This window comes from Methylocystis suflitae (genome assembly GCF_024448135.1).
GTDB lineage: Bacteria > Pseudomonadota > Alphaproteobacteria > Rhizobiales > Beijerinckiaceae > Methylocystis > Methylocystis suflitae.
This window is the reverse complement of the sequence record NZ_JAMRYX010000091.1, coordinates 35,554-60,431: the sequence shown is the minus strand read 5'-3', so window position 1 is coordinate 60,431 and position 24,878 is coordinate 35,554. Positions and strand designations below refer to the sequence as shown.

The window sequence follows — 24,878 nt, the reverse complement described above, 5'->3', positions numbered from 1 at the left end:
TTTCTTAAAGTGCGCGCAACTAGACAAGCTCGGGGCTCGTCGGAGTTGGTTTATGGTCCACGCTATCATCTTTGCCGCCATCGCGCTCTTCGCTCTCATTGGCGCGCTGACCGCGTAACGCTGAGCCCGCGATTGCAAAGTCCGCCGCCGCATGGCAAGGGGCGCCATGCAGGATCAACAGAGGCCGCTGAGCGCCGCCCCGCGCGTCTCCTTCGTCTCGCTTGGCTGTCCGAAGGCCCTCGTCGACAGCGAACGCATCGTCACGCGGCTGCGGGCCGAAGGTTACGAGCTCTCGCGCACCCACGCCGGGGCCGACGTCGTCATCGTCAACACATGCGGCTTCCTCGATAGCGCCAAGGCGGAGTCGCTCGAAGCGATTGGCGCTGCGCTGAACGAAAACGGCAAGGTAATTGTCACCGGCTGCATGGGCGCCGAACCCGAAGCGATTACGGCGCGCTTCCCGCAAGTGCTGGCGATCACCGGCCCGCAGCAATATGAGAGCGTCGTCGACGCCGTACATCGCGCCGCTGCGCCCGCGCATGATCCGTTTGTCGATCTTCTCCCCGAACAAGGCGTGAAGCTCACGCCGCGCCACTACGCCTATTTGAAAATCTCGGAAGGCTGCGACAACAGCTGCTCCTTCTGCATCATCCCGCATTTGCGCGGGCCGCTCGTCTCGCGGCCGGCGGCCGATGTGCTGCGCGAAGCGGAAAAGCTCGCGCGCGCAGGCGTCAAGGAACTGCTCGTCATTTCGCAGGACACGAGCGCCTACGGCCGCGACATTCGCTACGCCGAGAGCATGTTCGGCGACCGTAGCGTGCGCGCGCGCTTTCTCGATCTGGCGCGCGAACTTGGCGATCTCGGCCTTTGGGTCCGCCTGCACTACGTCTATCCCTATCCCCATGTCGACGAGGTGATGCCATTGATGGCCCAGGGGAAAATCCTTCCCTATCTCGACATTCCTTTTCAGCATGCCGCGCCGAACGTGCTGAAGGCCATGAAGCGCCCCGCGAATGATGAAAAGACCCTGGCGCGCATTCGTGCCTGGCGCGAGGCGTGTCCAGACCTCGCGCTGCGATCGACGTTCATCGTCGGCTTCCCGGGCGAGACCGACGCGGATTTCGATTATCTTCTCGATTGGCTGGAGGAGGCTGAGATCGACCGCGCCGGCGCCTTCAAATATGAGCCTGTCGCCGGCGCGCCGGCCGAGGCGCTTGGCCTACCCGCCGTCCCGGACGACGTGAAGGAGACGCGCTGGCGGCGCTTTATGGAGAAACAGCACGCGATCAGCGCGCGGCTGATGAAACGCAAGATCGGCAAGCGCCTTTCAGTCATCATTGACGAACCGGGCGGCGGACCATCGGGCGCGCTCGCCAAGGGCCGCACCAAGGCCGACGCGCCGCAGATTGACGGCGCGGCCTTTGTCGCATCGCGGCGCCCGCTGCGCGCGGGCGACATCGTCACGGCGAAAATCGAACGCGCGGAGGCCTATGACGTCTATGGCGCGGCGACCTAAAGCAGCCCTATATTGGGGCCAAGCACAAAATATCGGGAGAGAAGCCCCATGACCGAAGAACCCCACGACGAGGGCAAGCCTCAGAATAAGCCACAGGAAACCCCGCCGCCCAGGCCTGAAGAGGCGCCGGCGCAGCCGCAGCTGCCGAAGTTCGTAATTCCGCGCAGCCTCTACATCGCCACGGCGCTGATCGTCATCGGCTCATTCGCGATTACGCTCTTTGTGCGCAATCCCTATACGCAGTCCGTGACCGAAGGTGGCGGCTTCTACGAGCACGGCACGGACAATTCGGCTCTGATGTGGGTCGCGATCTTCGTCGGCATTCCTCTGAGCTTCTGGGCCTATAAGCGCTGGATATTGCCGCTCTTCGAGCGCAAATAGCCAAAGCATTTTCCGCCAAAGCCGACGCGGATTCAGCGCACCTCACCAAACCGGAGCGCGTTCATGAACGCGTCCCGGCGCGCAGTTCGGTCGACGAACGCTCGAGTCTCGGCCCGTGCAGGTAGACGATCGCCGGCGGTGGCGTCACGGCGAGCCTACCGGCCTCGCTCTCGGGAATCCTCGCGCTCTTGAAATAGACCGCCGCCTTGGCGTTGGCGGCTTTGAGCGTCGCGCCCGGCCGGTCGATGACGGCGATGGGCATGCTTTGCGCAATCTCTTTCCATCGTCGCCAGCGATGGAACTGCAAAAGATTATCCGCGCCCATAATCCAGACGAAGCGCACGCCCGGACAATGCGCGTGCAGGAATTCGAGCGTGTCGCAAGTGTAGCGTGCGCCGATCTCAGCCTCGAATCCGGTGAAGGCGACCCGTGGATCGCGCAGGATCTTTTTCGCCGCCGCTATTCGCGCTTCGATTGACGGCAGTTGGCGCGCGTCCTTAAGCGGATTGCCGGGCGAGACAACCCACCACAGCCGATCGAGTTTTAGCCGCGTCAGCGCGACGCGCGAAACGAGCGCATGGCCTTCATGCGGCGGATCGAACGAGCCGCCGAAAAGGCCAATGCGCATGCCGGGAGCGTTGGGCGGGAGACGGGGGATCATTCCCTCTCCCGCTTGCGGGATCGGGTGACTCGAGGAAGTCGAGCCGAGTGAGGGCCCTCATCCGTCGCGCCTTCGCGCGGCGCCTTCTCCCGCAAGCGGAAGAAGGGACGCTTCAAGGGCTCGCGCAGCGCGCCACCCAAGAGACCACTCACCCCCGCACCTGACCGTCGCCGTAGACGCGATATTTGAACGAGGTCAGCTGCTCGACGCCGACGGGTCCGCGCGCATGCATGCGGCCCGTGGCGATGCCGATCTCGGCGCCAAAGCCGAATTCGCCGCCGTCGGCGAATTGCGTCGAGGCGTTGTGCAGCACGATCGCGGAATCAACCTCGTTCATGAAGCGCTGCGCCGCTTCCACGTCGCGCGTGATGATGCAATCGGTGTGATGCGAGCCATAGGTCTCAATATGATCAATCGCGCCCGCTAGCCCGTCGACGACCCGCGCCGCGATGATCGCGTCGAGATATTCAGCGCGCCAGTCGTCTTCGCTCGCCGGCTTCACGCGCGCGTCCGCGGCTTGTGTTGCGGCGTCGCCGCGCACTTCACAGCCTGTATCGATCAGCATCGAGACGAGCGGCTGAAGGTGGGTCGCGGCGCAGGCCTTGTCGACGAGCAGCGTCTCCGCCGCGCCGCAAATGCCAGTGCGCCGCATCTTGGCGTTCAGCAACACGCGTTTCGCCATTTCGAGATCGGCGTCCCTATGCACGAAGACATGCACGATGCCTTCAAGATGCGCAAAAACCGGCACGCGCGCCTCATGCTGCACGCGGGCGACCAGACTCTTGCCGCCGCGCGGCACGATCACGTCGATATTGCCGTCGAGGCCCGCCAGCATCGCGCCGACGGCGGCGCGGTCCGCGGTCGCGACAAGCGAGATCGCCGCTTCTGGAAGCCCCGCGGCCTTCAGCCCCGCGACAAGGCAGGCGTGGATGGCGGCCGAGGAGCGCAGGCTCTCAGAGCCGCCGCGCAGGATCACGGCGTTGCCGGCCTTGAGACACAGAGCGCCAGCGTCGGCGGTGACATTGGGCCGGCTTTCGTAAATCACGCCGATGACGCCGAGCGGCGTCGAGACGCGCTCGATCTTCAGGCCGTTCGGGCGATCGAAACTCGCCAGAATGCGGCCGACAGGATCCGGGAGATCGGCGATCTCCTCCAGTCCACGGGCGATCGCCTCGACGCGGGCGGGATCGAGCGTCAGCCGATCGAGAAAGGACGCCGCCGTTCCGCGCGCCTTGGCGTCAGCGACGTCGAGCGCATTGGCGGCGAGTATGGCGTTGCTCTGGCGGCGAATTTCGCCGGCGGCTTCGCGCAGCGCATTGTTCTTGGCGTCGGTGGAGGCGAGCGCCGCCGCCCGCGCCGCAGCGCGCGCGGCGCGCCCGAGCGCGACAAATGAGTCGCTCAGCGTCGCGTCTGCGCCGCCTGCCTGCGGCTCGCTGCGTAATGCCTGCGTCATAGCTTTCTCAACGGATCTGGAGTTTCGCTAACATGGCGGCCCCGGCAAGAAAAGCCGCCCTTGCGAGGCCTCTCGCGATATGAAAAAAAGCCGCATGTCCGCGCTTCAAGAGAATCCTTTCACTGGGCCCATTGCGGCTGAATATGACGTGCTGCGGCTGATGTGTCCAAACGCCGCCACGCTCGCCAAAAAGATCGGCGACCGGGTCGCGGAGTGGCGTTCCGACGCAGGGCCGATCGATGGCTTCGAGATCGGCTGCGGAACGGGGATCAGCACGCTGGCGGCGCTCTCGGCGCGGGACGACCTCAGGCTCACCGCGATCGACAGCGCCGGCGAAATGCTGAATCAGGCGCGAACCAATCTTGCCGATTACGCCTTGGCGGGCCGCGTCAAATTTATCGAAGCCGATGCGCTGACGGCGCTCCGCACGCTGCCGGATGCGCGCATGGATGTCGTCATTTCGAATTACGCGATCCATAATTTTCCTGAGGACTACCGTCAGGCCGTCGTTTCGGAAATTTTCCGTGTCCTGAAGCCGGGCGGAATTTTCGTCAACGGCGACCGCTACGCGATGGACGACCTGGCGGCGCATCTGGCCGATACGCAAGCCGTGGTGCGGGATTGGTTCAAGATATTCACGAAGATGAACCGACTCGATCTGCTCGAAGACTGGATCCTGCACCTCTTGAGCGACGAATCGCCCCAGCACATCATGTATTTCGAGCCTGCTATGGAGCAGTTGCGCGCTGCGGGCTTCGCGCCGGTCGCGGTCGAATTCCGCGACGGCGTGGACACGCTGGTGACCGCGGCGAAGCCCGGCGCCTGAGGCGACGCGCGCTTCTCTTTCAAGACGAGGCGCGCAACCCTCTCCCGTCGGGAGAGGGTTTGCCGCGCGCTCGATATCTCAGGCAAAGCCAACTCCCACTCTCGCTGATCATGCGCTATAGCGCGCCATGGACATCGCGCTTCTTGCTCTCTTCGCCTCCCTCGTCACCGCCATTTGCCAATCCGTCACCGATCTCGGCACAAAGGCCGCGACGCGAACGGCCGACGATCGCGCCATTCTCGCCGCGCAATGGTGCGCGGGCGCTGTCCTGCTGAGCCTTGCTTGCCTCATTTACTATCCGGGCCTGCTCAGTGCGCCGCGCGAAACGCTCGCATCGCTGACGACGCCTGGTTTCTGGACTCTGCTGACCTGGTCAGGCGCGCTAAATGTCGTCGCCTATGTGCTGTACATCCGCGCCTTTCGACTGTCCGACGCGTCGCTGGTGGCGCCGCTCGTTCTGCTCACGCCCGTGCTGATGCTGTTCACCTCGCCGATCATGACCGGCGAGCATGCCCCGCCAATGGGCGTCTTCGGCGTGCTGTTTACCGTGCTGGGCGTCGGCTTGCTCGACGCAGACCGGGCAAATGGGCGCCGCTTCAACTTCCATGTCTTCGTGCGCGACAAAGGCGCGCGGATGATGATCGGCACCGCATTGATCTGGAGCGTCACCGCCAACATCGACAAGCTCGGCGTCAGGGCGTCGACGCCGCTCATCTGGATCGCGGCGGTGACGATCGTCATCTCGCTCTGCGCCCTGCTCTACTGGCTTGCCGCGCGGCGCGCCGCGCCAAGCGCGTTCGATTTGCGTTACGCCATCGGCGCGGGTTCGGCGATGGCCTTCGGCAATACTTTGCAGATGTGGGCGCTCACCGTGCTGTTCACGCCTTACGTGATCGCCATCAAGCGATTGTCGGCGCTCTTTACCGTGGTCGCGAGCGGACGTGTGCTGAAGGAGGAGTCGAGCGGCCGGCTGCTTGGCGCGGCGGTGATGCTGATCGGCGCGGTGATGATCGCGCTGGCAAGGGAGTAAGACGTCAATAATGATAGCGACACTGAGCAATCAGCAAGGCGCCGTCTTCGAGTTGATGAGCGTATTGATGCGTTCGGGAGTCTTTTTATCCTGTGTCTGCCTATAGAAATAATCGGCCCAAGCCTGCTCGGAGAAGACGAACTTCATTCAACGAGCTTGCGCTCTTTTCCACGCCCCGCGTCGAGTTCCTGGATGGCAGCGCGCAGGCGCTCGGCGTTGCACGGGCTGTTCAGAAGATGATTCGTCTCCGAAAAGCCGCTGATCGAAGATCGCGGATATACGATGTTCGGAGCATCTCGCCTTTCGGCCAGTCTAAACACGTAAGAACGATGCATCCCACGAACTTTGTGCACCTTGAATCGTTTCGCGGCAACTAACTCTTTCCAACAAAAAAGCCAAATGCGATCGATCGCATAATGGTCGTCGAGATGGACGAACAGCAGATGAGTGGGGCACTGATCGCCGTCGTAGGTCGGAATAGGGCTTGTTTGCTTCCAGCCTTTACCCCAACCTTTTCTTGTCTTGACCGAAACGCGCCAGCCGGCAGGGGTCTCGAAATCGTGCTCGTGCTCATCGCCGACCAATGAACCGCCGAAGAGCGTCTTTCCATATACTTCGCCGAGCCAACCGACGCGCTCATTGCCCTTTAATCTATTGCCGACGGCATGCTCCGTGATGCGTTCGCGAATGCGCCGCTCGATCTCCGAAAGCTGGATGAAAAGCTCTGAGAAATCCGCTTGCAATAGATCCAGAGCCGTCGGATCGGCGGCCGTCATTACTCCTCCATTTTCAGCGCGGCGATGAACGCTTCCTGCGGAATCTCGACGCGGCCGAACTGGCGCATCTTCTTCTTGCCTTCCTTCTGCTTCTCCAGGAGCTTGCGCTTGCGGGTCACGTCGCCGCCATAGCATTTTGCGGTGACATCCTTGCGGAAGGCGCGCACCGTCTCGCGCGCAATGATCTTGCCGCCGATCGCCGCCTGAATCGGCACCTGGAACATATGCGGCGGGATGAGCTCTTTTAATTTCTCGCACATCTGCCGGCCACGTCCGTCGGCGCGCGTGCGATGCACGAGCATGGAGAGCGCGTCGACCGGCTCGGCGTTGACGAGAATGCTCATCTTGACGAGATCGCCGGCGCGATAGTCGGTGATCTGATAATCAAAGGACGCATAGCCCTTCGAGATCGACTTCAGCCGGTCATAGAAATCAAACACCACCTCGTTGAGCGGCAGATCGTACACAGCCATGGCGCGCTTGCCGACATAGTTGAGATCGACCTGCACGCCGCGCCGGTCCTGACAGAGTTTCAGCACCGAGCCGAGATAGTCGTCGGGCGTTAGGATCGTAGCCCGGATCCAAGGCTCCTTGATCTCCTCGATCTTCACGACGTCGGGCATGTCGGCGGGGTTGTGCAGCTCGATCTCGTCGCCGTTCGTCAAGGTGATCTTGTAGATGACCGACGGCGCCGTCGCGATGAGGTCGAGATTGAATTCCCGCTGCAGCCGCTCCTGAATGATTTCGAGATGGAGCAAGCCCAGGAAACCGCAGCGGAATCCGAAGCCGAGCGCGGCGGAGGTCTCCATTTCGTAGGAGAAGCTGGCGTCATTGAGGCGCAGCTTGCCGATCGCCGCGCGCAAATCCTCGAAGTCGGCGGCGTCCACGGGGAAAAGTCCGCAGAACACCACGGGCTGCGCCGGCTTGAAGCCCGGCAGCGCCTCGGCCGTGGGCTTTTTGTCGTCGGTGATCGTATCGCCGACGCGCGTATCCGCCACCTGCTTGATCTGCGCCGTGATGAAGCCGACTTCGCCGGGACCAAGCGACGCGACATCCTGCATTTTGGGACGAAAGACGCCAATCTTATCCACTTCGTAATGGGCGTCGGTCGCCATCATCTTGATCTTCTGGCCCTTCTTCAGGGTTCCGTCGAAGATTCGCACCAGCACAACGACGCCGAGATAAGCGTCGTACCAGCTGTCGACGAGCAGCGCCTTCAAAGGCGCCTTCTCGTCGCCATTTGGCGGCGGCAGGCGCGTGACAATCGCCTCGAGCACGTCGGGAATGCCGATGCCGGTCTTGGCCGAAATGAGCACCGCGCCCGAGGCGTCGAGCCCAATGACCTCCTCGATCTGCTCCTTGATGCGGTCGGGCTCGGCCGCCGGCAGATCGATCTTGTTCAGGACGGGAACGATCTCATGGCCGGCGTCGATCGCCTGATAGACGTTGGCCAGCGTCTGCGCTTCGACGCCCTGAGAGGCGTCGACGACCAACAGCGAGCCCTCGCAGGCCTTCAGCGAGCGGGACACCTCATAGGCGAAGTCGACGTGGCCGGGCGTGTCCATCAGATTGAGGACGTAATCCTTGCCGTCCTTGGCCTTGTAGTTGAGGCGCACGGTCTGCGCCTTGATCGTGATGCCGCGCTCGCGCTCGATATCCATCGAATCGAGCACCTGCTCGACCATGTCGCGCGCGGCGACCGTCCCGGTCTCCTGAATGAGCCTGTCGGCCAGGGTCGATTTGCCGTGGTCGATATGCGCGACAATCGAGAAATTGCGGATGTTTTCGATCTTGTGGGCGGTCATGTGCGCGGGGATAGCAGCGCCCGCCAAGGAATGAAAGGGCGCGTCCGCCCGCGCCCGGCGCCATTTCGAGCGCAGGGCGCCCCAGGGGGCGCGCCGGAGCCTTTGGGAAGGCTATTTCTTCTCCATTCGCGCCTCGAGCTCCGCCTTGCCCTTGTTAAAAAGCTCAATGGCTTTGGGCACGGCCCAGCGAATGAAGGCGTCCGCCGCCTTCACGGCCATGCAGCCGACCTGGGTCACGAGCGAGACCGTCTTGTCGAACCAGGGCAAAGCCGCGCTGTCGGCGGGAATCTTGCCCCTTACCCAGGCGACGCCATCCCTGGTCTTTTCCGAGATGAGGCTCCACAGCACGACGGCGGGATCGGATGAGGGCGCGGTGGCGATCGCGTGACGCAGCCGCACGACCTCCGCCGCAGCCTCGTCGGCCCGGCGATTGGCGGCTTCGAGCTGCCGGGAGGTCTCAAGCAGTTTCGTCGACGCCCCGGCGTTCTCAGCGGCGAGGCGGTCGCGCTCCGCGGTCATCGCCGCCAGGCTGTCGCGAACGTCGTCGCGCTCCTTTGCGTAGGCGTTCGCCTTCGCGACGATCTCGGACTTCTCGAAAATCTGCCGGTCGCGCTCCATGCGCGTCGCTTTGAGCTGCTCCTGCAGATTGGTCAGTTCGGAGCGGGAAACCGTATCTTCGGGTTGCGTTGAAGTTTCTTCGGACATGGCCGCCTCCTTTAGGGAGAGGATGGCTCGCGATGTGCGAACGGGTCGCGCGAGCAAAAACGGAATGGCCTCGGTGGCGGTTCGGCCTCAAAATCGCGCGCCAAGCGCGACCATGTTTAGTGTCAAAAAACTGATTCTGCAAAACCGGCGCAGCGGCGGCTATTGCACGCTATGCCCTCGTGGATTGGCTGTTACTGCGCGTGGCCGGCGGACTGTGCGCGCTGCGCCGCCGAGAGGCAGTCGCGCGGCGCCGCCAGACATTTATCCCGCGCTGCGCTGGCGAGCGCGTCGCCGCCGGCGCGAATAAGCGCGGACACCTTCTCGATGGCGTCCTGCACGAGGCCAGCCGCGTGCTGCGGCGCTGAAGCGCGGACGGCTGCGCTTTTCGGCGCAACTGGCGCGTGATCGGCGCGCCATTGCAGGGCGACGCAGACGAGGAGAATGCAAATCGCGCATTTGGCGAGAAAAACCAACATTCGTCTCCATCAGGGAAGCGGTTTTCTGTGTAAGTGATGTGGCCGCTAGGTTGAGCCTTCGTAAACGCTCCATCGATTCTTTCCCTGAAAGTTACGGCAATAAAATGCAAACCATGTCGATGCGTCGCCGAGCAACGGTTGAAGCTTTCGCATCGGCTTAGCGGCTGCTTAAGGACGCCCTGCTATCGCTGTTGGCGATAAGGAGCGTACGCCTTGAGTAGCATCGCCGAGGACAGCCACTACCCGTCTTGCGTGGACGCCGCATTGCATGAGCGGGTCGCCGGACGACCGGTGGATGAGGCGCGTCATCGGGCGTTCATCATTGCTCGGCTCGTCGTCGCCGCCTGTGTCCTGCTCTCGGCGCCGCTGATTCTCTTCTTCCACGGCGCGCCGACGACAAGCGACTGCATCCTTTTCCTGCTTGCGCAGATCCCTCTCGCTTCCGTGATCGTGTTGTCGCGCACGGGAGATTTGCGCCTTGCGCGGAGCCTCTCGATCAGCGGTTGGCTCGCGATGGCGACGGCCATTCACGCGCTAATGCCGGGCTTCGACGCCTTTTCAGTCGCGCTGCTGCTCGTTGCGCTCGTAGAGGCTGCCCTGATGCCCGACGTCAGCGCGATCATCATCATAGAAGTGGTCGCCATCGCCGCCCTTGCGCTGACAGCCGGCCTCAATCTGCGGGCGCCGCGCGAACTGCTGACCGAACATGTAACGACGACGATCCTTCTCGGAGCGCCGCTGTTTCTCTATATCGCCGCTCTCGTCTTCGGCGCCGTCCGGGTCGAGCGGGCTCGCGTCCGCGCCGAAGCGCGCAACGATCGCGATCTCATGCTCCTGACAGGCGCCGTTGGCGACATCCTGCTGCGCCTTGATCGCGCCGGCTTCGTCAACGCGGTCCTGGGCGACGGGCGCCACGTCTTTGATCTCAAGCGCGATCTGATCGGCCGCGAATTCTTCCAGCGCATTCACGTCGCCGACCGGCCGAGCTTCCTCAAGGCGGTCTCAGACGCAATCGACGGCAAGGTGATGGCGACCGCAGCCGTTCGCGTTCAGGTTGGCGTTGCGCGCAATGCTTCCAGCGAATTCGTCGCGCCCGTTTTCAACTCTTTCGAGGCGCGCGTGCGCCGCGCTCAATCAAACGGCGAGGAATGCGCGGCGGAGGCCGTCCTCTGCGCCCTGCGAGACGTAAACGCCACGCTCGAAGCCGATATCGCGCTTGCGGCGGCTCACGCGGCCGCCGAGCGCGCTGCAACCAGCAATGTGCGCCTTCTCGCCAATGTCAGCCACGAGCTGCGCACGCCGCTCAACGCCATCATCGGCTTCTCCCAAATGTTGGCGACCGACGAGATTGCGCCTTCCGAACCCGCCAAACAGCGGGAATATGCGTCAATCATTAGCGACTCCGGCCACCATCTGCTCGAGATCGTCAACTCCATCCTGGACATGTCCAAGATCGAATCCGGCGCCATGCAAATCGCGCTTGAATCCTTCGCTCTGCGGACCCTCGCCGATCAGTGCTGCGACATGATGCAGCTGCAGGCCGATCAGTCGGGCGTGACGCTCGCGCGCGAATATGCTGAAGCCCCTGGCGAGATCGCCGGCGACAAACGCGGCTGCAGGCAGATAATGATCAATCTGCTCTCTAACGCGGTGAAATTCACGCCGCGCGGCGGCACGGTCAAGCTGTTGCTTCAGGCCGAAGGAAATCACCTCGTCATCACCGTCGCCGACGATGGGGAAGGAATCGCCGCAGGCGATCTTGCGCGGCTCGGCGATCCCTTCTTTCAGGCGCGCGCGTCGCTTGAACGCGGGCATGAGGGGACGGGCCTCGGACTTTCCGTGGTGCGCGGACTCGTGGGTCTGCACGGCGGCTCGATCACGATCGAAAGCGGACTGCAGGCCGGCACGACGGTTTCCGTGCGCCTGCCGCTCGACTGCCGTAACAGCGGCGCTACCGGCGGTCCGGCAAGAATCGCAACGATCGCGCGACTCAGCGCGCCGCCAAGCGCGGCCGTCGCCGTCGGCTTAGAACCAGCAACGGTGAAGAAAATTGCGTGACGCCTCGCTCTACGCCTCTCGCTTTCAGGCTTCTCCCGCGGATCGCGCCCCGCCGCGCGACGGACGGCGCAATGGTCGTCGCTCAGTCCTTGCGCGCGTGTTTGGCGCGAAGCGAATCGGCGTCACGCTTATCCTCGGCATCGCCGCCGTGGCGGCGATCGGCGTGCCCATGAACGCGCTGTTCCTCCAGGACGGAAGACATCCGGCGCCGCTCTTCTCGTCTCAGCCTTCGAACGCGGTCGTTGGCGCGCCGACGCCGCCGGCGCGACGACCAGCCGTGATGGAATCCGCACGGATCGAGCGAGACGCAGACCTTCCGGCGCGCCCCTCCTTGAAAGATCCCATCGCCAGCAAAATCGAAAAGCTTGACGTCGCCAAAAGCCCCGACTGGGGCAAGAACGCGCCGGCGAAAGCGGATCCGCCGCACGCCGCGGACAAGAAGCGGGATGCGATCGGCCTGCTGATCGTCGGCGATCCGCCGCCGGCTAAGCCAAGCGCCGACAAGGCCAACAAAGCCGACAAGGCGGCCAGCGCCGACAAGACTGCGCCTGTCGACAAAAACGTTCTTTATGCGCAGCGCGCGCTCCTGAAGCTCGGCTACGTTGTGCGCGCCGACGGCGTTCTCAGCGGCGCGACGCGCCAGGCTTTGGAGAAGTTCGAGGGCGACGCCGGCCTTCCGGTCAAAGGCCGGATCACGCCGAAATTGCTGCAGCAGCTCGCGGCGCGCTCCCGCCTCCCGCTCCCTTAAGGCGCGCGCGTTCGACAATCATGCCGCTCAAGCGCTAGTTTGCGCCCATGCGACTGAGGTCCGACATATTCGTCTCCGCGCTAATCCGCCGGGCCGAGGTGCAAGGCGCGGTCGCCATGCTGCGCCGGCGCGGCGCCGCCGAGGCCGGCGCTATCTTTGTAAAGCTCGATCGGCTTGACGGGCGCGCCGCGGTCTATGGCCCTGCCCCGCAGAGCGAAGAGCCGCCGGAGGGAGTCGATCGGCTGTTCGCGCGCGTCCACGCAGGCGACTGGCTTGATCCGGCGGAGGCCGAGCAGAGGCTTAAGCGCGAGATCATGTTCGACCCGGACCTTTGGATTGTCGAGATCGAGGATCCCGACGGCCGCGTATTCGTCGACCTCGCCGCTTAGCGCAGGTTCCGAAAAAGTTGACGGACTTTTTCGGAACCTGCTCCAACATTTTGATTTTGAGCGATTCCTTATCGATCACATGATTCCGTGCGATCGGGAAGCGCTAAGCTGATTGATCGAATTTGCGCGATGGCCGCGCCAATGACTGCTGCGGCGACGCGCGGCGGCGCGTCAGCGCGCCCGGATCCTCTCGCGCCGCGCGGCGAGAATTCTCGCGCTCCGATCGCGCCGCGCCGGTCATTGCGCCCACGATGCGCGCCGCCGCCCGCTGCGGCGTCGAACGCATCACGCCGAGCAACGCCCGCACGACCTCGACGTCATGGGCAATGCCAGGCTCCGCGCAAAGAAGGATGCGCGTCGCCGATTCGAGCGGGACGCCGATCGCGTTGAGGGCCAGAGCGAGCGCTTCCCCGAGATGATCGACGACGAGCGCGCGCGCCCGATCCTTTCGGCACTCGAGCGCCTCGGAGAGGAGAGCGGCCATCTCCTTGCGATCATGGCGTTGCGCCGCGGCTTCCAGTTTCTCGACGAAAGCGCCGTCGGCGCGAAGCGGCGCTTCGGTCGCGCCGCTCGCCAAGATTTGGCGACAGGCGTTGAGCACGATGGCCGTGCGCTCGAGCCGGTTCGCCGCAAGGAAGAGCGGTTCTGGATCGAGATCCAGGTCATCGCGATCGAGCAACATGCGCGCGAGCGTCAGATCATCGCGCGCCGCTAGGACCAGTGCGCGCCTGGACGCCGAATCGAAATGCGCGGCGAGGTTGCCGGCGAGCGCCCGCAGCACTTCGACCTCGCGGCGCGAGGCAAGCGCCAGCATCGTCTCCCGATCGAGGCCGCGTCGGCGGGCGACGGCCGCCGCGAATTGGGCCGGCCCCTGCTCGGCGGTGGCGATCATGTCCCGCTGCGCGAGCTTAGGCGCAAACTGAAAGGCAAGCGCGGCCGCGGCGCCGCCCTTGTCGAAAAGACGCGCAAAAATCGAGGCAGGCGTTTCGGGATGAAAGCAGAGCGGCAGCGCCACGCGGGCCACTGTTTCTGCATCGACAATGTCGATGAGCCCAAGCGCGAGCTGTTCGAACTGCCGGAGGTCGGCCGTCGGATGCATCGATCGCTCGACAAACTGATCGACGACCGCTCGAAGCAGCGACGCGTCGACCATCCGACGCTGTTCCCTATCGGCGCCCATCGCTTCACCACTCAAACTCTTACGCAATCTCCCAGAAAATTTAGCATCCGGTCGTTGACGGAGCATTAACCCTCGCCAATTCCTAATCGTCAGGGACGGCTGATTCATCGTCGGCGGAACGAGCTTGGAGAAATCGCCATGGGGAAGGTCATCGCCTTCCAGCCGCGCACGAAGGGGGCGGCGATACGCAACGTCGTGCAGCAACACGACGCGCAGATCCTATTCTTTCTCGGCGTGCGCTATGTGCGGGTGGACGACGCTCTCGTCAATGACGCAGCGAAGCCCGCTCCGGAATCATGCGGCGCGGCGCCGGGCGGCGGCAAGCGCAGGCGCCGGGTCCGCGCCTGACCTCAGTCGGCAAGAACGAGCGCCCAATAGACCTTATATTTCGCGCCGGCCGCGTATGCCGTCGCGATGCCCATCCGCTTCACGCGCTTATCCAGCATGCGCGCATTATGCGGCGCGGAATCGCGCCAGCCGGAAAAAGCTTCCGCCAGCGTGCGATAGCCCGCCGATACATTCTCAACGGCGGCCGGCGTTTGAACGCCCGCGCCCGCGAGGCGGTCGCCGAGTTCGCCGCGCGCCGCAAGATCACCGCTTCGCGCCATGTCCCGCGCCTGCGTCTCCGCGACGCGCTGCAGCCCGTCATCCAGCGTCAGCGCGCCGAGCCCGCTGTTGCGTCGATAAAGCGAGATCATGTCGCGCGCCGTCGCCGGATCGACGCGCGCGCCGGCCGACGCCAGAGAGCGATACATCGGCGGCTCCGACTCCGCCGCCGGGCTCGCCGGCTCGGGCGTGGCATTGCAGCCGGCAAGCGCGCCGAACGCCAGCAGAATGGCGACGCGAGGAAGGGGCGACGGAAACATTAAGCGCATCTCGCTCCTCATTGTTTGAGAAACAGTGAATGGCGGGAGTTACTTCGCTTGCGCCTCGTCCGACGTTGCGGCGTCCTCGTTAGACGCCTCGGACCGTTCGGTTTGCTCATTTTCGCTTTTGCCGCCCGCGAGATTGGCTTCGATCGCCAGCGCGCTCGCGACGGCCGCTGCGGCCAGCTTGTCGAGTTCGGGGATGTTGACGATTGTCGGCGGCGGCGGCGAAGCCGCTGGACCGATCGAGATTCCAGCGTCGTTGAGGCGCTGGTAAAGATCGAAGTGCAGGTCGCTGCGCACGCGCGCGGACTGCTCGACATCCTCAACGTAGCACCAAAGCTCGAATTTAAAGATGTTCGCCTCCATGCCGAGGAACATCACCTGCGGCGCGGGTATCCGCAAAACGCCTTCCTGCGCGCGCGCCGCCCCAAGAAGAATGTCGCGCATTCTTTCCGGATCGACGCCGACATGCGGCGAAATGGCGATCTTGATGCGGCCGACCTTGTCGCCGCGCAGCCAGTTCTTCACCACGCCCGCGACGAGATTCGAATTGGGCACGATCATCGTCGCGCGGTCGAAGGTCTCGATCTCGGTGGAGCGGACATTGATGCGTTTGACATAGCCCTGCTCGTCGCCGACCACGACCCAGTCGCCGACGCGAATGGCGCGCTCCCAGAGCAGGATGAGGCCGGAGACGAAATTGTTGACGATCGATTGCAGGCCAAAACCGATGCCGACCGAGAGCGCGCCGGCGACGATCGCGAGTTTTTCGAACCCGAGCCCGACATAGGACAGCGCGAGCGCCGCGGCGAAAATGAAGCCGGCGTAGCCGAGCGTCGCGCTGATGGAGTTGCGCAAACCGAGATCAAGCCGGGTGAGCGGCAGAAAACGCGTGTCGAGCCAGCGCCGCAGACCTTGCGTCGCGGCAAGCGCCGCGGCGAAGAGCAGCATCGCCACAAGCGCGCTCGAAGGAGAGATCGTGACGTCGCCGATCTTGAAGGAAACGAACGCCGAGCGAATATTGCCCAGGAAATCGCCCGACTCGTAGCCGAGCGGCGCGAGCGCCACCAACGCCGCGGCGAGGAAACAGAGCAGCGTGACAATGCCCGACAGGAGCACGGCGAGCGGCGCGAGCTGCTCGCGGCGCACGCCAACACCAGTGATCATTCTCCGACCGAGGAAACTCGTCGGCGCAAGCGCCGCCTCAATGCCGCCGCGCGAAAGGATGACGACGACATACAGAATGGCCAGGACCGCCGCCGTCCAGCCGATCTGCAGGATGACGAAATTGGCGAAAGTGACATAGCCGGCCGCGCACGCCCCCACGAGCACGAGCACGATAAGAGCGCCGAAGAAACGCGCGGCGCTCATCCAGTCGCGACCCTCGGGGGTGGCGACAGCGGCGCCCTCCTCGATTTCGACTCGGCTTGGCAGACTGAAGAGGGCGATGGCGATGAGCGCCGCGACGGCCATAACGCCGATGCCGCGCGTCACGATCACGAGAGGAAGCCCCCCTTGCACGGACTCTTCCAACTGCTCCAGGAAACGCGTCGCGGAAAGTGTCGCCGCAGCCAGCGTGACGAGGTGCGTAAGACGTTTCGCAAGCCGATCGCCCGGATCGATCAGCCGCCAGTTCGGATGCGCGGGAGCAAGCACCGCGCGCGCGATGGCGTAGGCGAAGGCGATGCGCGCCACGCCCTCGACAAAGCGTCGCCAGATCGGTTCGAGCGTGGCGTCGATAAGGTCGTAGGCGTCGAAGGCGAGGCTTAACGCGCCGACCGCCGCGACCGGCGCGGCCGCGATAACGAGCGCCGTCCATCCGGCGGCGGCGGCCTTGCGCAACGGCGTCGGAGCAGACTCGTTTTCCGAACGACGGGCGACTCGTCGCGCCATGAAGAGCGCCAAGGCGACGCTCGCCGCGATGAGAAAAATGACGGCGAAGAACTGGGCGCGTCGGCCGTTGTTGAGGCGACCTATGACATTCGCCGCCCGGTCGGAAAGAAAGCTCGCAGAATCGCTGATCACGGCGGGCGCGCCATCGAGCGCGGCGCGCCACAGCGAAGGCGAGAATAGACCGTCCGTGCGCAGAAATAGATTCTTCGCAAAAAGCCCGCGCTGGCGCGCGACAATCGTTACGGCGACTTGCCGCGTCTCGAGCAACATGGCGCGCGCCCGTTTCAGAGTCGCGTCGACCGCGTCGTAAAGACGACGCTGATCTTCGAGTTCGGCGTTGGCGCTGACGCGCGCCGCCGCGTCGGCGGAGTCGGGTCCGTTCGGCGTCGCTTCGGGCGCCGGGACCGGCGGCCCTGTCGCCGGCGGCGGCTTCGCGACGCCGTTCTTTACAGCGGGTTTGCCGGGCGGCTTGGGCTCCGCCGGCTTCTCGGTCGCCTTCGGAGCCTCTTTTGGCGGCTCCTGGGGTTTTGCGGCGGCGGGCGCAAGCTCCTTCAACCGCGCATCGATCGCGGCAAGTCGCGGCGTCAGCTTTTCGATTGTTTCTTCCAGTTCGTGCGGCAAGGGTTCGATACGCGCGCGCAGACTGCGCAGCATGGCGTCGGAAAGCTCGGGCTGCTCGAGCGCCTTCTGCACCTCGTCCAGCGTGTCGCGCGCACGATCGAGACGCGCGTTGAACTGTTCGATCGAGCCAGGGGCTTCGTCGGCGCGCGGTCCTGTAGGGGCGAGCGTCGCAATCAGTATGGCGATCAGGAGCGTCAGTATGCGCACATGCGTTCCTTGAGTGGAGCGAGCCGATCAAATCGGTTTCGAGCACGCGGGCGAAAGATCAATCAAGCGGCGGTTCGAGTTCGTCGTGGTAGGACCGCTTGTCGCCGTTCCGGTCGACCACGGTCCATCCCCCCTGCCCGTCCGGCGCGGCGGCGCCCTCGGCGACCCGCGCCTTGCCGAACCCGCCGGGAATGTCGAGCACATAGGCCGGCAGCGCAACGCTGGTCACGCGGCGCGAGAGCTCTGCGTAGATTCGCCTGCCCGCCGCGAGGCTGAGCCGAAAATGCGCGGTCCCCGGCGCGAGATCTGGATGGTGCAGATAATAGGGCCGAATGCCCAAACCTGCCAAATCGCGCATCAGCCGCTCCAAGACGTCGACGTTGTCATTGACGCCCTTGAGCAGCACGGTCTGGGAGAGAAGGACTGCGCCTGCCTCGCGCAACCGAGCGATCGCCGCGCGCGCCGGCTCGGTCAATTCGCGCGCATGATTGACATGCAAGGCGACGAAAAGCGTCTTGCCGCTTTCGCGAAGCGCGGCAAGCCGATCGCTCGTCACGAGATCGGGCGCGACCGTCGGCGCGCGCGTATGGACGCGTAGCAGCCGCACATGCCGGATCTCGGCAAGCCGACGCGATACGGCGCCAAGCCGACGCGCCGACAGCATCAAGGGATCGCCGCCAGTGAGGATCACCTCAAAGATCTGCGGTCGCCGGGCGATATAGTCGAGCGCCGCCGCGACATGACGCTCGGGCAGCAGATCGCCTTTGCCACGCCCCACGGTCTCGCGCCGGAAGCAAAAGCGGCAGTAGACGGGACAGACGGACAGCAGTTTTAGGAGCACGCGGTCGGGATAGCGATGCACGAGCCCTGGAAGCGGCGAATGCGCTTCGTCGCCGATCGGATCGGCGCGTTCCTGCGGCGTCGACGCGGCCTCGCGAAGATCGGGGATAAATTGTCGCGCGATCGGATCATTCGGATCGGCGCGGTCGATCAGCGCTGCGATTTCCGGCGTGACGGCGATGCTGTAGCGCTGCGCCACCTGATCGAGACCATTGATCTCGCTCATGAGGCGCGCGTCAACCAGATCGGCCAGCGAGGCAAGCGTGCGCGACGGCGCGCGCATTCGCGCAGCTACGTCTTGATCCAGCGGCAAGCGTTTCTCCGCCGCGCAATCGCTCTCTCTCCCGCGAAGCGGGGGAGAGTTGGAGAGGGGGCGATGCGGTTTGCGTTCGGCTCGAATATATTCCCCCTCCCTTACCTTCCCCCGCTGCGCGGCAGAGGGAGGCGTCAAGCGTTCCGCGAAAAAATCGTCCGCGCGGTCCGTTATTGCTTCGCCCCGCGCGCGGCGCGTTTCGCCAGGGTGCGCAGCCGCAGGGCGTTGAGCTTGATGAAGCCTTCCGCGTCGCGCTGATCGTAGGTTCCGCCTTCTTCGAACGTGACAAGATCCTGATCGTAGAGCGACCAGGGGCTTTCACGGCCCACGAGCGTCGCCGACCCCTTGTAGAGCTTGATGCGCACGCGGCCCGTGACATGCTCCTGGCTCTTGTCGATCGCCGCCTGCAGCATCTCGCGCTCCGGCGCGAACCAGAAGCCGTTATAGATCAGTTCGGCGTAGCGCGGCATCAGCTCGTCTTTGAGATGCGCGGCGCCACGGTCGAGCGTCAGGCTCTCGATGCCGCGGTGCGCGACGAGCAGAATCGCGCCGCCGGGCGTCTCATACATGCCGCGCGATTTCATGCCGACGAAGCGATTTTCGACAAGATCGAGTCGCCCGATCCCGTGAAGACGCCCCAGCTCATTGAGCTGGGCGAGAAGCGCCGCAGGCGAAAGCTTGACGCCGTCCACCGCGACCGCGTCGCCCTTCTCGAAGTCGATCGTGACATATTGCGGCGTATTCGGCGCATCCTCGGGATTGCCGGTGCGCGAATAGACGTAATCGGGCGTCTCCTGAGTCGGATCTTCGAGCACCTTCCCTTCCGAAGACGTGTGCAGAAGATTGGCGTCGGTCGAGAACGGCGCTTCGCCGCGCTTGTCCTTGGCGATCGGGATCTGGTTCTTTTCGGCGAAGGCGATGAGATCCGCGCGCGAAACGAAGTCCCATTCGCGCCAGGGCGCGATCACGGTGATATCGGGCTCGAGCGCGTAATAGCCGAGTTCGAATCGCACCTGGTCGTTGCCCTTGCCGGTCGCGCCATGGCAGACCGCATCGGCGCCCATTTTGCGCGCGATCTCGATCTGTTTCTTGGCGATGAGCGGGCGCGCGATCGAGGTGCCAAGCAGATAAAGCCCCTCATATTGGGCGTTGGCGCGGAACATCGGGAAGACGTAATCGCGCACGAATTCTTCGCGCAAATCTTCGATGAAGATGTTTTCAGGCTTGACGCCCAGAAGCAGCGCCTTCTCGCGCGCGGGCTCGAGCTCCTCGCCCTGACCGAGATCGGCGGTGAAGGTGATGACTTCCGCGCCATAGGTCGTCTGCAGCCATTTCAGAATGATCGAGGTGTCGAGCCCTCCGGAATAGGCGAGGACGACGCGTTTGATTTCTTTTTTCTGGCGGGTCATTTTGGCTCTGGCTCGGCGGGAGGCGATTTGCGCGCGGACTATAGGCGCCGCGGGCCCGAGCGCAAGGCGGCGCGACGCGGCCCACGTCGGCGCAGGAGAAACGGCGTGAAGCGAACATTCGCCCTGGCGGGCGTCCTTTCTTTTCTGGGGCTATCAGGTCTCTGCGCGCAACCCGACCAGCGCGTCTGGACGCTTGGCGGACTGGAGGAGAAAAACGCCGACAGCATCTATCTTGGCTATGGGGTGCCGGAAAGCGACGACAGCCTTGGGAGCTTCACCTGCGCGCCAGGGAGCGGCTTGGTCAAAATCTGGATCGCCGAAACAAGCGACAAGCTTAAACCGGGAGGCAAGACGACGGCGATCCTTTCCGTCGGCGAAAAGACGGCGAAGGTCGCCGGCAAGCTCGTGCCCAATGAAGAAGCGGGCGTGCCGAGCTTAGAAGGGAGCCTGCCGGCGAAAGACCCGATCTTCGCGGCGATGGCCGGCGGTGAAACGCTCGACATCGCCGTTGGCGGAACAAAGCGATCGGCGCCCCTCGCCGACGCGGCCGAGAAATTCAAGAAATTCGCCGCGGCCTGCGCCAAGCGCTAAAGCCTCGTTTTTTACGACGGAGCCCCCTAAATTGACGCAATGAGCAGCCGTTCGACGAAAAACCCCACACGGCCCAAGATCGCCGGCCTGACCCCCGCGCGCCGTCGGGCGCTCGACATTCTCACGCAAGCGAGCCGGCCGGTCGGCGCTTATGAGATGATCGACCTCATGGCCGACGAAGAGGGCAAGCGACCCGCGCCCGTCTCCGTCTATCGCGCGCTCGGCTATCTCATGGACAACGGCCTCGCGCATCGGCTTGCGTCAAAAAACGCCTATATCGTCTGCGGCCACCCGCATGAAGCCGAAGAGCCCGTGGTTTTCATCATTTGTGAGCAATGCGGCGAGGTGAAAGAGGCGACGTCGCCAGGATTTGCCCGCGAACTTGCGGCTCTCGTCGGGGCCGCGCATTTCAGCGCCCGCACGCGCGTCGTTGAAATCGCCGGGCGCTGCGCCCGATGCGAAGGCAAATAGCAATGGCCGGCGCCACGCGCTGGCTCGCGCCGTTCTTCTTTCTTATGGCCTCGCTGGCCTTTGCGGCGGCGAATTATCCGCCGCTTACCGGTCGCGTGGTCGATCAAGCCGATATCATCGCCCCATCGACGAAAAGCGCGATCGAGACAAAGCTGAGTGATCTCGAGGAGAAATCCGGCATTCAGCTCGTCGTCGCCTCGGTCAATTCGCTGGACGGCCTGGACGTCGAAACCTACGCCAATGGCCTGTTTCGCGCCTGGAAGCTCGGCGAAGCAAAAAAGAACAATGGCGTTCTCTTTTTGGTCGCGCCGAACGAGCGCAAAATGCGCATCGAAGTCGGCTATGGACTGGAAGGAACGCTCACCGACGCGCTGTCGAAGATCATTTTGACGAGCGCGGTGGCGCCGCGATTCAAAGCGCGAGACTACGGCGCGGGAATCGAACGCGGCGTCGAGGGGATCATCGAGGTGCTCTCCGGCGATTCCGCCGAATGGACCAAACGCGCGCGGGGGCCGCAGTCCACGACCTTCGATGAGCTTTCGCCGCTCATTTTCTTCGCTCTGTTTCTGTTCATCGTGGTCTGGATGGCGCGTAGCGCGCGCGGCAGGCAACGGTACGAGCGGCTTTACAGGCGCGGCGGTCCGCCCTTCATCGTATTGCCCCCGAGCGGCGGCTTCTGGGGGGATGATTCTAGCGGCGGGTGGAGAGGGGGAGGCAGCTTCGGAGACGGCGGCGGATTCTCTGGCGGCGGCGGCTCGTCCGGCGGCGGCGGCGCTTCGGGGGATTGGTGATGCAGCTCACGGCGGACGACTTCGAGCGCATCGCGGAGGCTATTCGTCGGGCCGAAGAAAAAACCTCCGGCGAGATCGTCTGCGTGCTGGCCCGCCGCTCATCGGATTATGCTTTCGTTCCGCCGCTGTGGGGCGCATTTATCGCGTTGGCGTCGCCTTGGCCCATGCTGCTTTTCACCGATCTTTCGCCTCGCGAGATTTTTGCCGCGCAGATCGCCATCTTTATCGTTGCGACGCTCGTCGTTTCATGGGGACCGGCGCGCTATTTCCTGACGCCGCGCGCTGTTAAACGCGCCCGCGCCGCGCGCGAGGCGATCGAGCAATTTTTCTCGCGCGGCGTTTCGGCAACCAAGGCGCGCATGGGCGTGCTCATATTCGTCTCTTTCGCCGAGCGTTATGCGCGCATCGTCGCCGACGAGGCCATCGCCGCAAAGATCGCTAATGACGAATGGCAGGGCGCGCTGGATCTGCTGCTGGAAGACATACGGCGCGAGAGAGTGGCGGACGGCTTTGTCGCGGCGATCGAGGAATGCGCGCGACTGCTGGCGAAACATGCGCCGCCTGGAGCGCACGGCGACGAACTGCCGGACAAGATCTATGTGCTGTAGCGGGCCTCTTAGCCGGGCGGCCTGTCCCTCTCCCGCGCTCAGGAGGACTTTCGTTCGCGCGCGACTTCCCGCCAGCCGATGTCGCGGCGGCAAAATCCGCCCGGCCAATCAATAAGGTCGACCGCCGCGTAAGCGCGCGCCTGGGCTTTTGCAACGCTTTCGCCTAACGCCGTGACATTCAGCACGCGCCCGCCGGCGGCGAGCAGGCGTCCGCCTTCCTCGCGCGTGCCGGCGTGGGTGATGGTGACGCCCTCGACGGCTTCGGCGCATTCGACGTTGCGAATTTCCGAGCCGGTCATCGGCGTTCCCGGATAGTTTTTCGCCGCCAGCACCACCGTCAGCGCCGCGAGCGGCGAAAACCGCAGTCGCTCTTGAGGCAATTCGCCCCGCGCGGCGTCAAGCATCAGCTCGAGAAGATCGCCCTCGAGACGAGGCAGAATGACTTGCGCCTCGGGGTCGCCGAAACGGCAATTGTATTCGATGAGCTTTGGACCCTCCTGCGTCAGCATGAGTCCGGCGTAGAGCACGCCCGTAAAGGGCGCGCCCTTGTCGCGCATGGCGCGCATCGTCGGCTCGATAATTTCGGCCATCACGCGCGCTTCTATTTCGGGCGTGACGACGGAAGCCGGCGAATAGGCGCCCATGCCGCCTGTGTTCGGCCCGGCGTCGCCCTCGCCGACCCGCTTATGATCCTGCGCCGTCGCGAAAGGCAGCGCGCGAACGCCGTCGCAGATTGCAAAAAACGACGCCTCTTCGCCTTCGAGACATTCCTCGATGACGACCTCCGCGCCCGAGAGGCCGAAAGCGCCCGCGAACATCGCTTGCGCGGCGCGTTCCGCCTCATCTAGCGCCCGGGCCACGACGACGCCTTTGCCGGCGGCGAGCCCGTCCGCCTTGACGACGATCGGCGCGCCGCGTTCCCGCAGATAGTTTAGCGCCGGCTCAAGCGCAGCAAACCGCGCATAGCTCGCGGTCGGAATCTGGTAGTCGCGACACAAGTCCTTGGTGAAACCCTTGGACCCTTCGAGCTGAGCCGCCGCCTGCGTCGGCCCGAAGGCGAGGATCCCGTGCTTCTCCAGTTCGTCGACGAGACCGCCGATCAGCGGCTGCTCGGGCCCGACAACGACGAGCGCAATTCCCGCCTCCCGACAAAAATCGATCACGGCGGGGTGGTTGGCGACGTCGAGATCGACGTTATCTCCCACACGAGCCGTCCCCGGATTGCCTGGCGCGATATAGAGCCGCGTCAGCAGCGGGCTTTTCGTTAGCGCATTGGCGATCGCATGCTCGCGACCGCCCGATCCGATCAAAAGAACATTCATTAACGCTCGCCCGGTTGCTTCGTTTCCGCTTCTAGAGCGCGCGGACGCCAAAAGGCAATCCGCCGCTAAAATGCTAGGCTTGCCCGTTGCATAAGCGCCGCTAGCTATCGGACCGGGGGCTAGCGGCTGGAGTGTCCCACAATGTCCATTACCCGAGATATCGCAACGCATGATAATGCGGTCGCCTATGGCGGCCTCATTGACGCTATAGGCGGCGTCGCCACCATCGTCCTTGTGATTTGCGGTTTAGTTGGCATAGCGCCCCCCATGATGGTCGCGATCGCGACGATCGTGTTCGGCGTCGCATTGTTAATTCAAGGCGGAGCTATGCTGTCGGAATATACGCAGGTCGTGTTTCCCGGCGGCGTTCGAACCGCTTCCATCGAGCAGATGGGCGGCAATAGTCTTGCGCTCGTCTTTCTCGTTGGCGCGGCCGGCATTGTGCTCGGCGTTTTGTCGCTCCTTGGAATCAGCGCGGCGGTCCTGACACCGGTCGCCGTCATCGGCTATGGCACCGCTCTGTTGCTGAGCAGCAACGCCGTATGGCGCCTCTATGTGCTGCGGCGCGCCTCCGCCCAGATGGAGACCGTAGTCGGACAATCGCAATATGTTGGCGCCGAGATGCTCGCGAGCGAAATGGCGTCGGGTTCAGCGGGCATTCAGGCCCTCGCAGGACTGGCGGCAATCGTCCTCGGCATTCTTGCGCTTGCCGGCAACACCGCCGATTTGACCTTGAACCTGGTGGCGCTCCTCGCGCTCGGCTCCACGATTGTGCTCACGGGCAGCACCCTTAGCGCCACGGTTCTGAGCTTTATGCGAACCTGAGCGCAACGCCAGCGGAACAAATGCCCCCGGCTCCCACCGGGGGTATTTTTATCCCTCGCGGAAGGCCAAACAGCTTCCCTCCCGGAGTGAAAATGCTCTAAAGACGGCGCAATC

General features: G+C 64.0%; 26 protein-coding genes. 13 read left to right on the top strand and 13 right to left on the bottom strand.

What is annotated here, in order from left to right; translation table 11 throughout:
- Positions 1 to 166 precede the first annotated feature (166 nt).
- Positions 167 to 1,516 carry a 30S ribosomal protein S12 methylthiotransferase RimO gene (gene rimO / locus NEI07_RS07880; RefSeq protein WP_256033855.1) on the top strand — a complete coding sequence of 450 codons (1,350 nt, stop codon included), beginning with the start codon at positions 167 to 169 and terminating at the stop codon, positions 1,514 to 1,516.
- A gap of 48 nt (positions 1,517 to 1,564) precedes the next feature.
- On the top strand, positions 1,565 to 1,897 hold the full coding sequence (locus NEI07_RS07875) for a hypothetical protein (RefSeq protein WP_256033854.1): 333 nt from the start codon (positions 1,565 to 1,567) through the stop codon (positions 1,895 to 1,897).
- Between the two features lie 61 nt (positions 1,898 to 1,958).
- Here NEI07_RS07875 and NEI07_RS07870 read toward each other — a convergent pair whose 3' ends face one another.
- Positions 1,959 to 2,558 (bottom strand): nicotinate-nucleotide adenylyltransferase, encoded by a 600-nt coding sequence (locus tag NEI07_RS07870; protein ID WP_256033853.1) that lies wholly within the window; start codon positions 2,556 to 2,558, stop codon positions 1,959 to 1,961.
- 148 nt (positions 2,559 to 2,706) lie between these two features.
- Entirely contained in the window at positions 2,707 to 4,011 is a 1,305-nt protein-coding gene (locus NEI07_RS07865; protein ID WP_256033852.1) for a glutamate-5-semialdehyde dehydrogenase, read from the bottom strand.
- Positions 4,012 to 4,105: 94 nt separating this feature from the next.
- On the opposite strand from NEI07_RS07865, the gene NEI07_RS07860 reads away from it, so the two are divergent.
- A complete protein-coding gene (locus NEI07_RS07860; protein WP_256033850.1) occupies positions 4,106 to 4,837 on the top strand; it encodes a class I SAM-dependent methyltransferase in 732 nt (243 codons plus the stop codon).
- Between the two features lie 127 nt (positions 4,838 to 4,964).
- On the top strand, positions 4,965 to 5,867 hold the full coding sequence (locus NEI07_RS07855; protein ID WP_256033849.1) for a DMT family transporter: 903 nt from the start codon (positions 4,965 to 4,967) through the stop codon (positions 5,865 to 5,867).
- Positions 5,868 to 5,897: 30 nt separating this feature from the next.
- Here the strand turns inward: NEI07_RS07855 and NEI07_RS07850 are convergent, their stop codons facing one another.
- The 5 genes from NEI07_RS07850 to NEI07_RS07830 all read right to left on the bottom strand — a co-directional run bounded on the left by NEI07_RS07850 (position 5,898) and on the right by NEI07_RS07830 (position 9,629).
- Positions 5,898 to 6,014 (bottom strand): type II toxin-antitoxin system YoeB family toxin, encoded by a 117-nt coding sequence (locus NEI07_RS07850; RefSeq protein WP_256033848.1) that lies wholly within the window; start codon positions 6,012 to 6,014, stop codon positions 5,898 to 5,900.
- Positions 6,011 to 6,643, bottom strand: a complete 633-nt coding sequence (locus NEI07_RS07845; protein WP_256033847.1) for a type II toxin-antitoxin system Phd/YefM family antitoxin — start codon at positions 6,641 to 6,643, stop codon at positions 6,011 to 6,013. The genes NEI07_RS07850 and NEI07_RS07845 overlap by 4 nt, the downstream gene beginning before the upstream one ends.
- Complete coding sequence (gene lepA, locus NEI07_RS07840) at positions 6,643 to 8,448, bottom strand: translation elongation factor 4 (protein WP_256033846.1); 1,806 nt, start codon at positions 8,446 to 8,448, stop codon at positions 6,643 to 6,645. Before lepA ends, NEI07_RS07845 begins: the two co-directional genes overlap by 1 nt.
- A gap of 111 nt (positions 8,449 to 8,559) precedes the next feature.
- On the bottom strand, positions 8,560 to 9,153 hold the full coding sequence (locus NEI07_RS07835; RefSeq protein WP_256033845.1) for a hypothetical protein: 594 nt from the start codon (positions 9,151 to 9,153) through the stop codon (positions 8,560 to 8,562).
- A 191-nt stretch (positions 9,154 to 9,344) separates the two neighbouring features.
- Positions 9,345 to 9,629, bottom strand: a complete 285-nt coding sequence (locus tag NEI07_RS07830) for a hypothetical protein (protein WP_256033844.1) — start codon at positions 9,627 to 9,629, stop codon at positions 9,345 to 9,347.
- Between the two features lie 213 nt (positions 9,630 to 9,842).
- Here NEI07_RS07830 and NEI07_RS07825 point away from each other — a divergent pair, with 213 nt between their 5' ends.
- Genes NEI07_RS07825 through NEI07_RS07815 form a run of 3 tightly spaced genes read left to right on the top strand, consistent with a single transcriptional unit; the run spans position 9,843 to position 12,824 of the window.
- Entirely contained in the window at positions 9,843 to 11,687 is a 1,845-nt protein-coding gene (locus NEI07_RS07825) for a sensor histidine kinase (protein ID WP_256033843.1), read from the top strand.
- Entirely contained in the window at positions 11,680 to 12,435 is a 756-nt protein-coding gene (locus tag NEI07_RS07820) for a peptidoglycan-binding domain-containing protein (protein ID WP_256033840.1), read from the top strand. The genes NEI07_RS07825 and NEI07_RS07820 overlap by 8 nt, the downstream gene beginning before the upstream one ends.
- Before the next feature lie 47 nt (positions 12,436 to 12,482).
- Complete coding sequence (locus tag NEI07_RS07815; RefSeq protein ID WP_175092558.1) at positions 12,483 to 12,824, top strand: DUF1491 family protein; 342 nt, start codon at positions 12,483 to 12,485, stop codon at positions 12,822 to 12,824.
- A gap of 103 nt (positions 12,825 to 12,927) precedes the next feature.
- Here the strand turns inward: NEI07_RS07815 and NEI07_RS07810 are convergent, their stop codons facing one another.
- Positions 12,928 to 13,977 (bottom strand): DUF2336 domain-containing protein, encoded by a 1,050-nt coding sequence (locus NEI07_RS07810; RefSeq protein WP_256033839.1) that lies wholly within the window; start codon positions 13,975 to 13,977, stop codon positions 12,928 to 12,930.
- Positions 13,978 to 14,142: 165 nt separating this feature from the next.
- On the opposite strand from NEI07_RS07810, the gene NEI07_RS07805 reads away from it, so the two are divergent.
- Positions 14,143 to 14,352, top strand: coding sequence for a hypothetical protein (locus tag NEI07_RS07805; RefSeq protein WP_256033838.1), 210 nt, complete (start codon positions 14,143 to 14,145; stop codon positions 14,350 to 14,352).
- A 2-nt stretch (positions 14,353 to 14,354) separates the two neighbouring features.
- Here NEI07_RS07805 and NEI07_RS07800 read toward each other — a convergent pair whose 3' ends face one another.
- From NEI07_RS07800 to NEI07_RS07785, 4 genes are all read right to left on the bottom strand, one after another.
- Positions 14,355 to 14,879, bottom strand: a complete 525-nt coding sequence (locus tag NEI07_RS07800) for a CAP domain-containing protein (RefSeq protein ID WP_407659866.1) — start codon at positions 14,877 to 14,879, stop codon at positions 14,355 to 14,357.
- A gap of 39 nt (positions 14,880 to 14,918) precedes the next feature.
- On the bottom strand, positions 14,919 to 17,594 hold the full coding sequence (locus NEI07_RS07795; RefSeq protein WP_256033836.1) for a DUF3772 domain-containing protein: 2,676 nt from the start codon (positions 17,592 to 17,594) through the stop codon (positions 14,919 to 14,921).
- 58 nt (positions 17,595 to 17,652) lie between these two features.
- Entirely contained in the window at positions 17,653 to 18,717 is a 1,065-nt protein-coding gene (locus NEI07_RS07790) for a lysine-2,3-aminomutase-like protein (protein WP_407659868.1), read from the bottom strand.
- Positions 18,718 to 18,917: 200 nt separating this feature from the next.
- Positions 18,918 to 20,156, bottom strand: a complete 1,239-nt coding sequence (locus NEI07_RS07785; protein ID WP_256033832.1) for an argininosuccinate synthase — start codon at positions 20,154 to 20,156, stop codon at positions 18,918 to 18,920.
- Positions 20,157 to 20,261: 105 nt separating this feature from the next.
- Here NEI07_RS07785 and NEI07_RS07780 point away from each other — a divergent pair, with 105 nt between their 5' ends.
- From NEI07_RS07780 to NEI07_RS07765, 4 genes are read left to right on the top strand one after another with little or no spacing between them, the layout of a single operon-like run.
- Positions 20,262 to 20,747 (top strand): hypothetical protein, encoded by a 486-nt coding sequence (locus NEI07_RS07780; protein ID WP_256033830.1) that lies wholly within the window; start codon positions 20,262 to 20,264, stop codon positions 20,745 to 20,747.
- 39 nt (positions 20,748 to 20,786) lie between these two features.
- The gene (locus NEI07_RS07775; RefSeq protein WP_256033828.1) at positions 20,787 to 21,218 is read left to right on the top strand and encodes a transcriptional repressor; all 432 of its coding nucleotides are present in this window, start codon (positions 20,787 to 20,789) and stop codon (positions 21,216 to 21,218) included.
- A gap of 2 nt (positions 21,219 to 21,220) precedes the next feature.
- Positions 21,221 to 22,009, top strand: coding sequence for a TPM domain-containing protein (locus tag NEI07_RS07770; protein ID WP_256033826.1), 789 nt, complete (start codon positions 21,221 to 21,223; stop codon positions 22,007 to 22,009).
- The gene (locus NEI07_RS07765) at positions 22,009 to 22,617 is read left to right on the top strand and encodes a TPM domain-containing protein (protein WP_256033824.1); all 609 of its coding nucleotides are present in this window, start codon (positions 22,009 to 22,011) and stop codon (positions 22,615 to 22,617) included. The genes NEI07_RS07770 and NEI07_RS07765 overlap by 1 nt, the downstream gene beginning before the upstream one ends.
- Before the next feature lie 38 nt (positions 22,618 to 22,655).
- Here NEI07_RS07765 and purD read toward each other — a convergent pair whose 3' ends face one another.
- Positions 22,656 to 23,939, bottom strand: a complete 1,284-nt coding sequence (gene purD / locus NEI07_RS07760) for a phosphoribosylamine--glycine ligase (RefSeq protein ID WP_256033823.1) — start codon at positions 23,937 to 23,939, stop codon at positions 22,656 to 22,658.
- Between the two features lie 141 nt (positions 23,940 to 24,080).
- Between purD and NEI07_RS07755 the strand changes: the two genes are divergently transcribed.
- Positions 24,081 to 24,764, top strand: coding sequence for a hypothetical protein (locus NEI07_RS07755; RefSeq protein ID WP_256033822.1), 684 nt, complete (start codon positions 24,081 to 24,083; stop codon positions 24,762 to 24,764).
- Positions 24,765 to 24,878: the final 114 nt, after the last annotated feature.

What these genes read in the sequence shown, in the direction of transcription:
- rimO (WP_256033855.1), top strand. Translation starts at nt 167, where the DNA reads ATGCAGGATCAACAGAGGCCGCTGAGCGCCGCCCCGCGCGTCTCCTTC.
- NEI07_RS07875 (WP_256033854.1), top strand. Translation starts at nt 1,565, where the DNA reads ATGACCGAAGAACCCCACGACGAGGGCAAGCCTCAGAATAAGCCACAG.
- NEI07_RS07870 (WP_256033853.1), bottom strand. Translation starts at nt 2,558, where the DNA reads ATGATCCCCCGTCTCCCGCCCAACGCTCCCGGCATGCGCATTGGCCTT.
- NEI07_RS07865 (WP_256033852.1), bottom strand. Translation starts at nt 4,011, where the DNA reads ATGACGCAGGCATTACGCAGCGAGCCGCAGGCAGGCGGCGCAGACGCG.
- NEI07_RS07860 (WP_256033850.1), top strand. Translation starts at nt 4,106, where the DNA reads ATGTCCGCGCTTCAAGAGAATCCTTTCACTGGGCCCATTGCGGCTGAA.
- NEI07_RS07855 (WP_256033849.1), top strand. Translation starts at nt 4,965, where the DNA reads ATGGACATCGCGCTTCTTGCTCTCTTCGCCTCCCTCGTCACCGCCATT.
- NEI07_RS07850 (WP_256033848.1), bottom strand. Translation starts at nt 6,014, where the DNA reads ATGAAGTTCGTCTTCTCCGAGCAGGCTTGGGCCGATTATTTCTATAGG.
- NEI07_RS07845 (WP_256033847.1), bottom strand. Translation starts at nt 6,643, where the DNA reads ATGACGGCCGCCGATCCGACGGCTCTGGATCTATTGCAAGCGGATTTC.
- lepA (WP_256033846.1), bottom strand. Translation starts at nt 8,448, where the DNA reads ATGACCGCCCACAAGATCGAAAACATCCGCAATTTCTCGATTGTCGCG.
- NEI07_RS07835 (WP_256033845.1), bottom strand. Translation starts at nt 9,153, where the DNA reads ATGTCCGAAGAAACTTCAACGCAACCCGAAGATACGGTTTCCCGCTCC.
- NEI07_RS07830 (WP_256033844.1), bottom strand. Translation starts at nt 9,629, where the DNA reads ATGTTGGTTTTTCTCGCCAAATGCGCGATTTGCATTCTCCTCGTCTGC.
- NEI07_RS07815 (WP_175092558.1), top strand. Translation starts at nt 12,483, where the DNA reads ATGCGACTGAGGTCCGACATATTCGTCTCCGCGCTAATCCGCCGGGCC.
- NEI07_RS07810 (WP_256033839.1), bottom strand. Translation starts at nt 13,977, where the DNA reads ATGGTCGACGCGTCGCTGCTTCGAGCGGTCGTCGATCAGTTTGTCGAG.
- NEI07_RS07805 (WP_256033838.1), top strand. Translation starts at nt 14,143, where the DNA reads ATGGGGAAGGTCATCGCCTTCCAGCCGCGCACGAAGGGGGCGGCGATA.
- NEI07_RS07800 (WP_407659866.1), bottom strand. Translation starts at nt 14,879, where the DNA reads ATGCGCTTAATGTTTCCGTCGCCCCTTCCTCGCGTCGCCATTCTGCTG.
- NEI07_RS07790 (WP_407659868.1), bottom strand. Translation starts at nt 18,717, where the DNA reads ATGCGCGCGCCGTCGCGCACGCTTGCCTCGCTGGCCGATCTGGTTGAC.
- NEI07_RS07785 (WP_256033832.1), bottom strand. Translation starts at nt 20,156, where the DNA reads ATGACCCGCCAGAAAAAAGAAATCAAACGCGTCGTCCTCGCCTATTCC.
- NEI07_RS07775 (WP_256033828.1), top strand. Translation starts at nt 20,787, where the DNA reads ATGAGCAGCCGTTCGACGAAAAACCCCACACGGCCCAAGATCGCCGGC.
- NEI07_RS07770 (WP_256033826.1), top strand. Translation starts at nt 21,221, where the DNA reads ATGGCCGGCGCCACGCGCTGGCTCGCGCCGTTCTTCTTTCTTATGGCC.
- NEI07_RS07765 (WP_256033824.1), top strand. Translation starts at nt 22,009, where the DNA reads ATGCAGCTCACGGCGGACGACTTCGAGCGCATCGCGGAGGCTATTCGT.
- purD (WP_256033823.1), bottom strand. Translation starts at nt 23,939, where the DNA reads ATGAATGTTCTTTTGATCGGATCGGGCGGTCGCGAGCATGCGATCGCC.
- NEI07_RS07755 (WP_256033822.1), top strand. Translation starts at nt 24,081, where the DNA reads ATGTCCATTACCCGAGATATCGCAACGCATGATAATGCGGTCGCCTAT.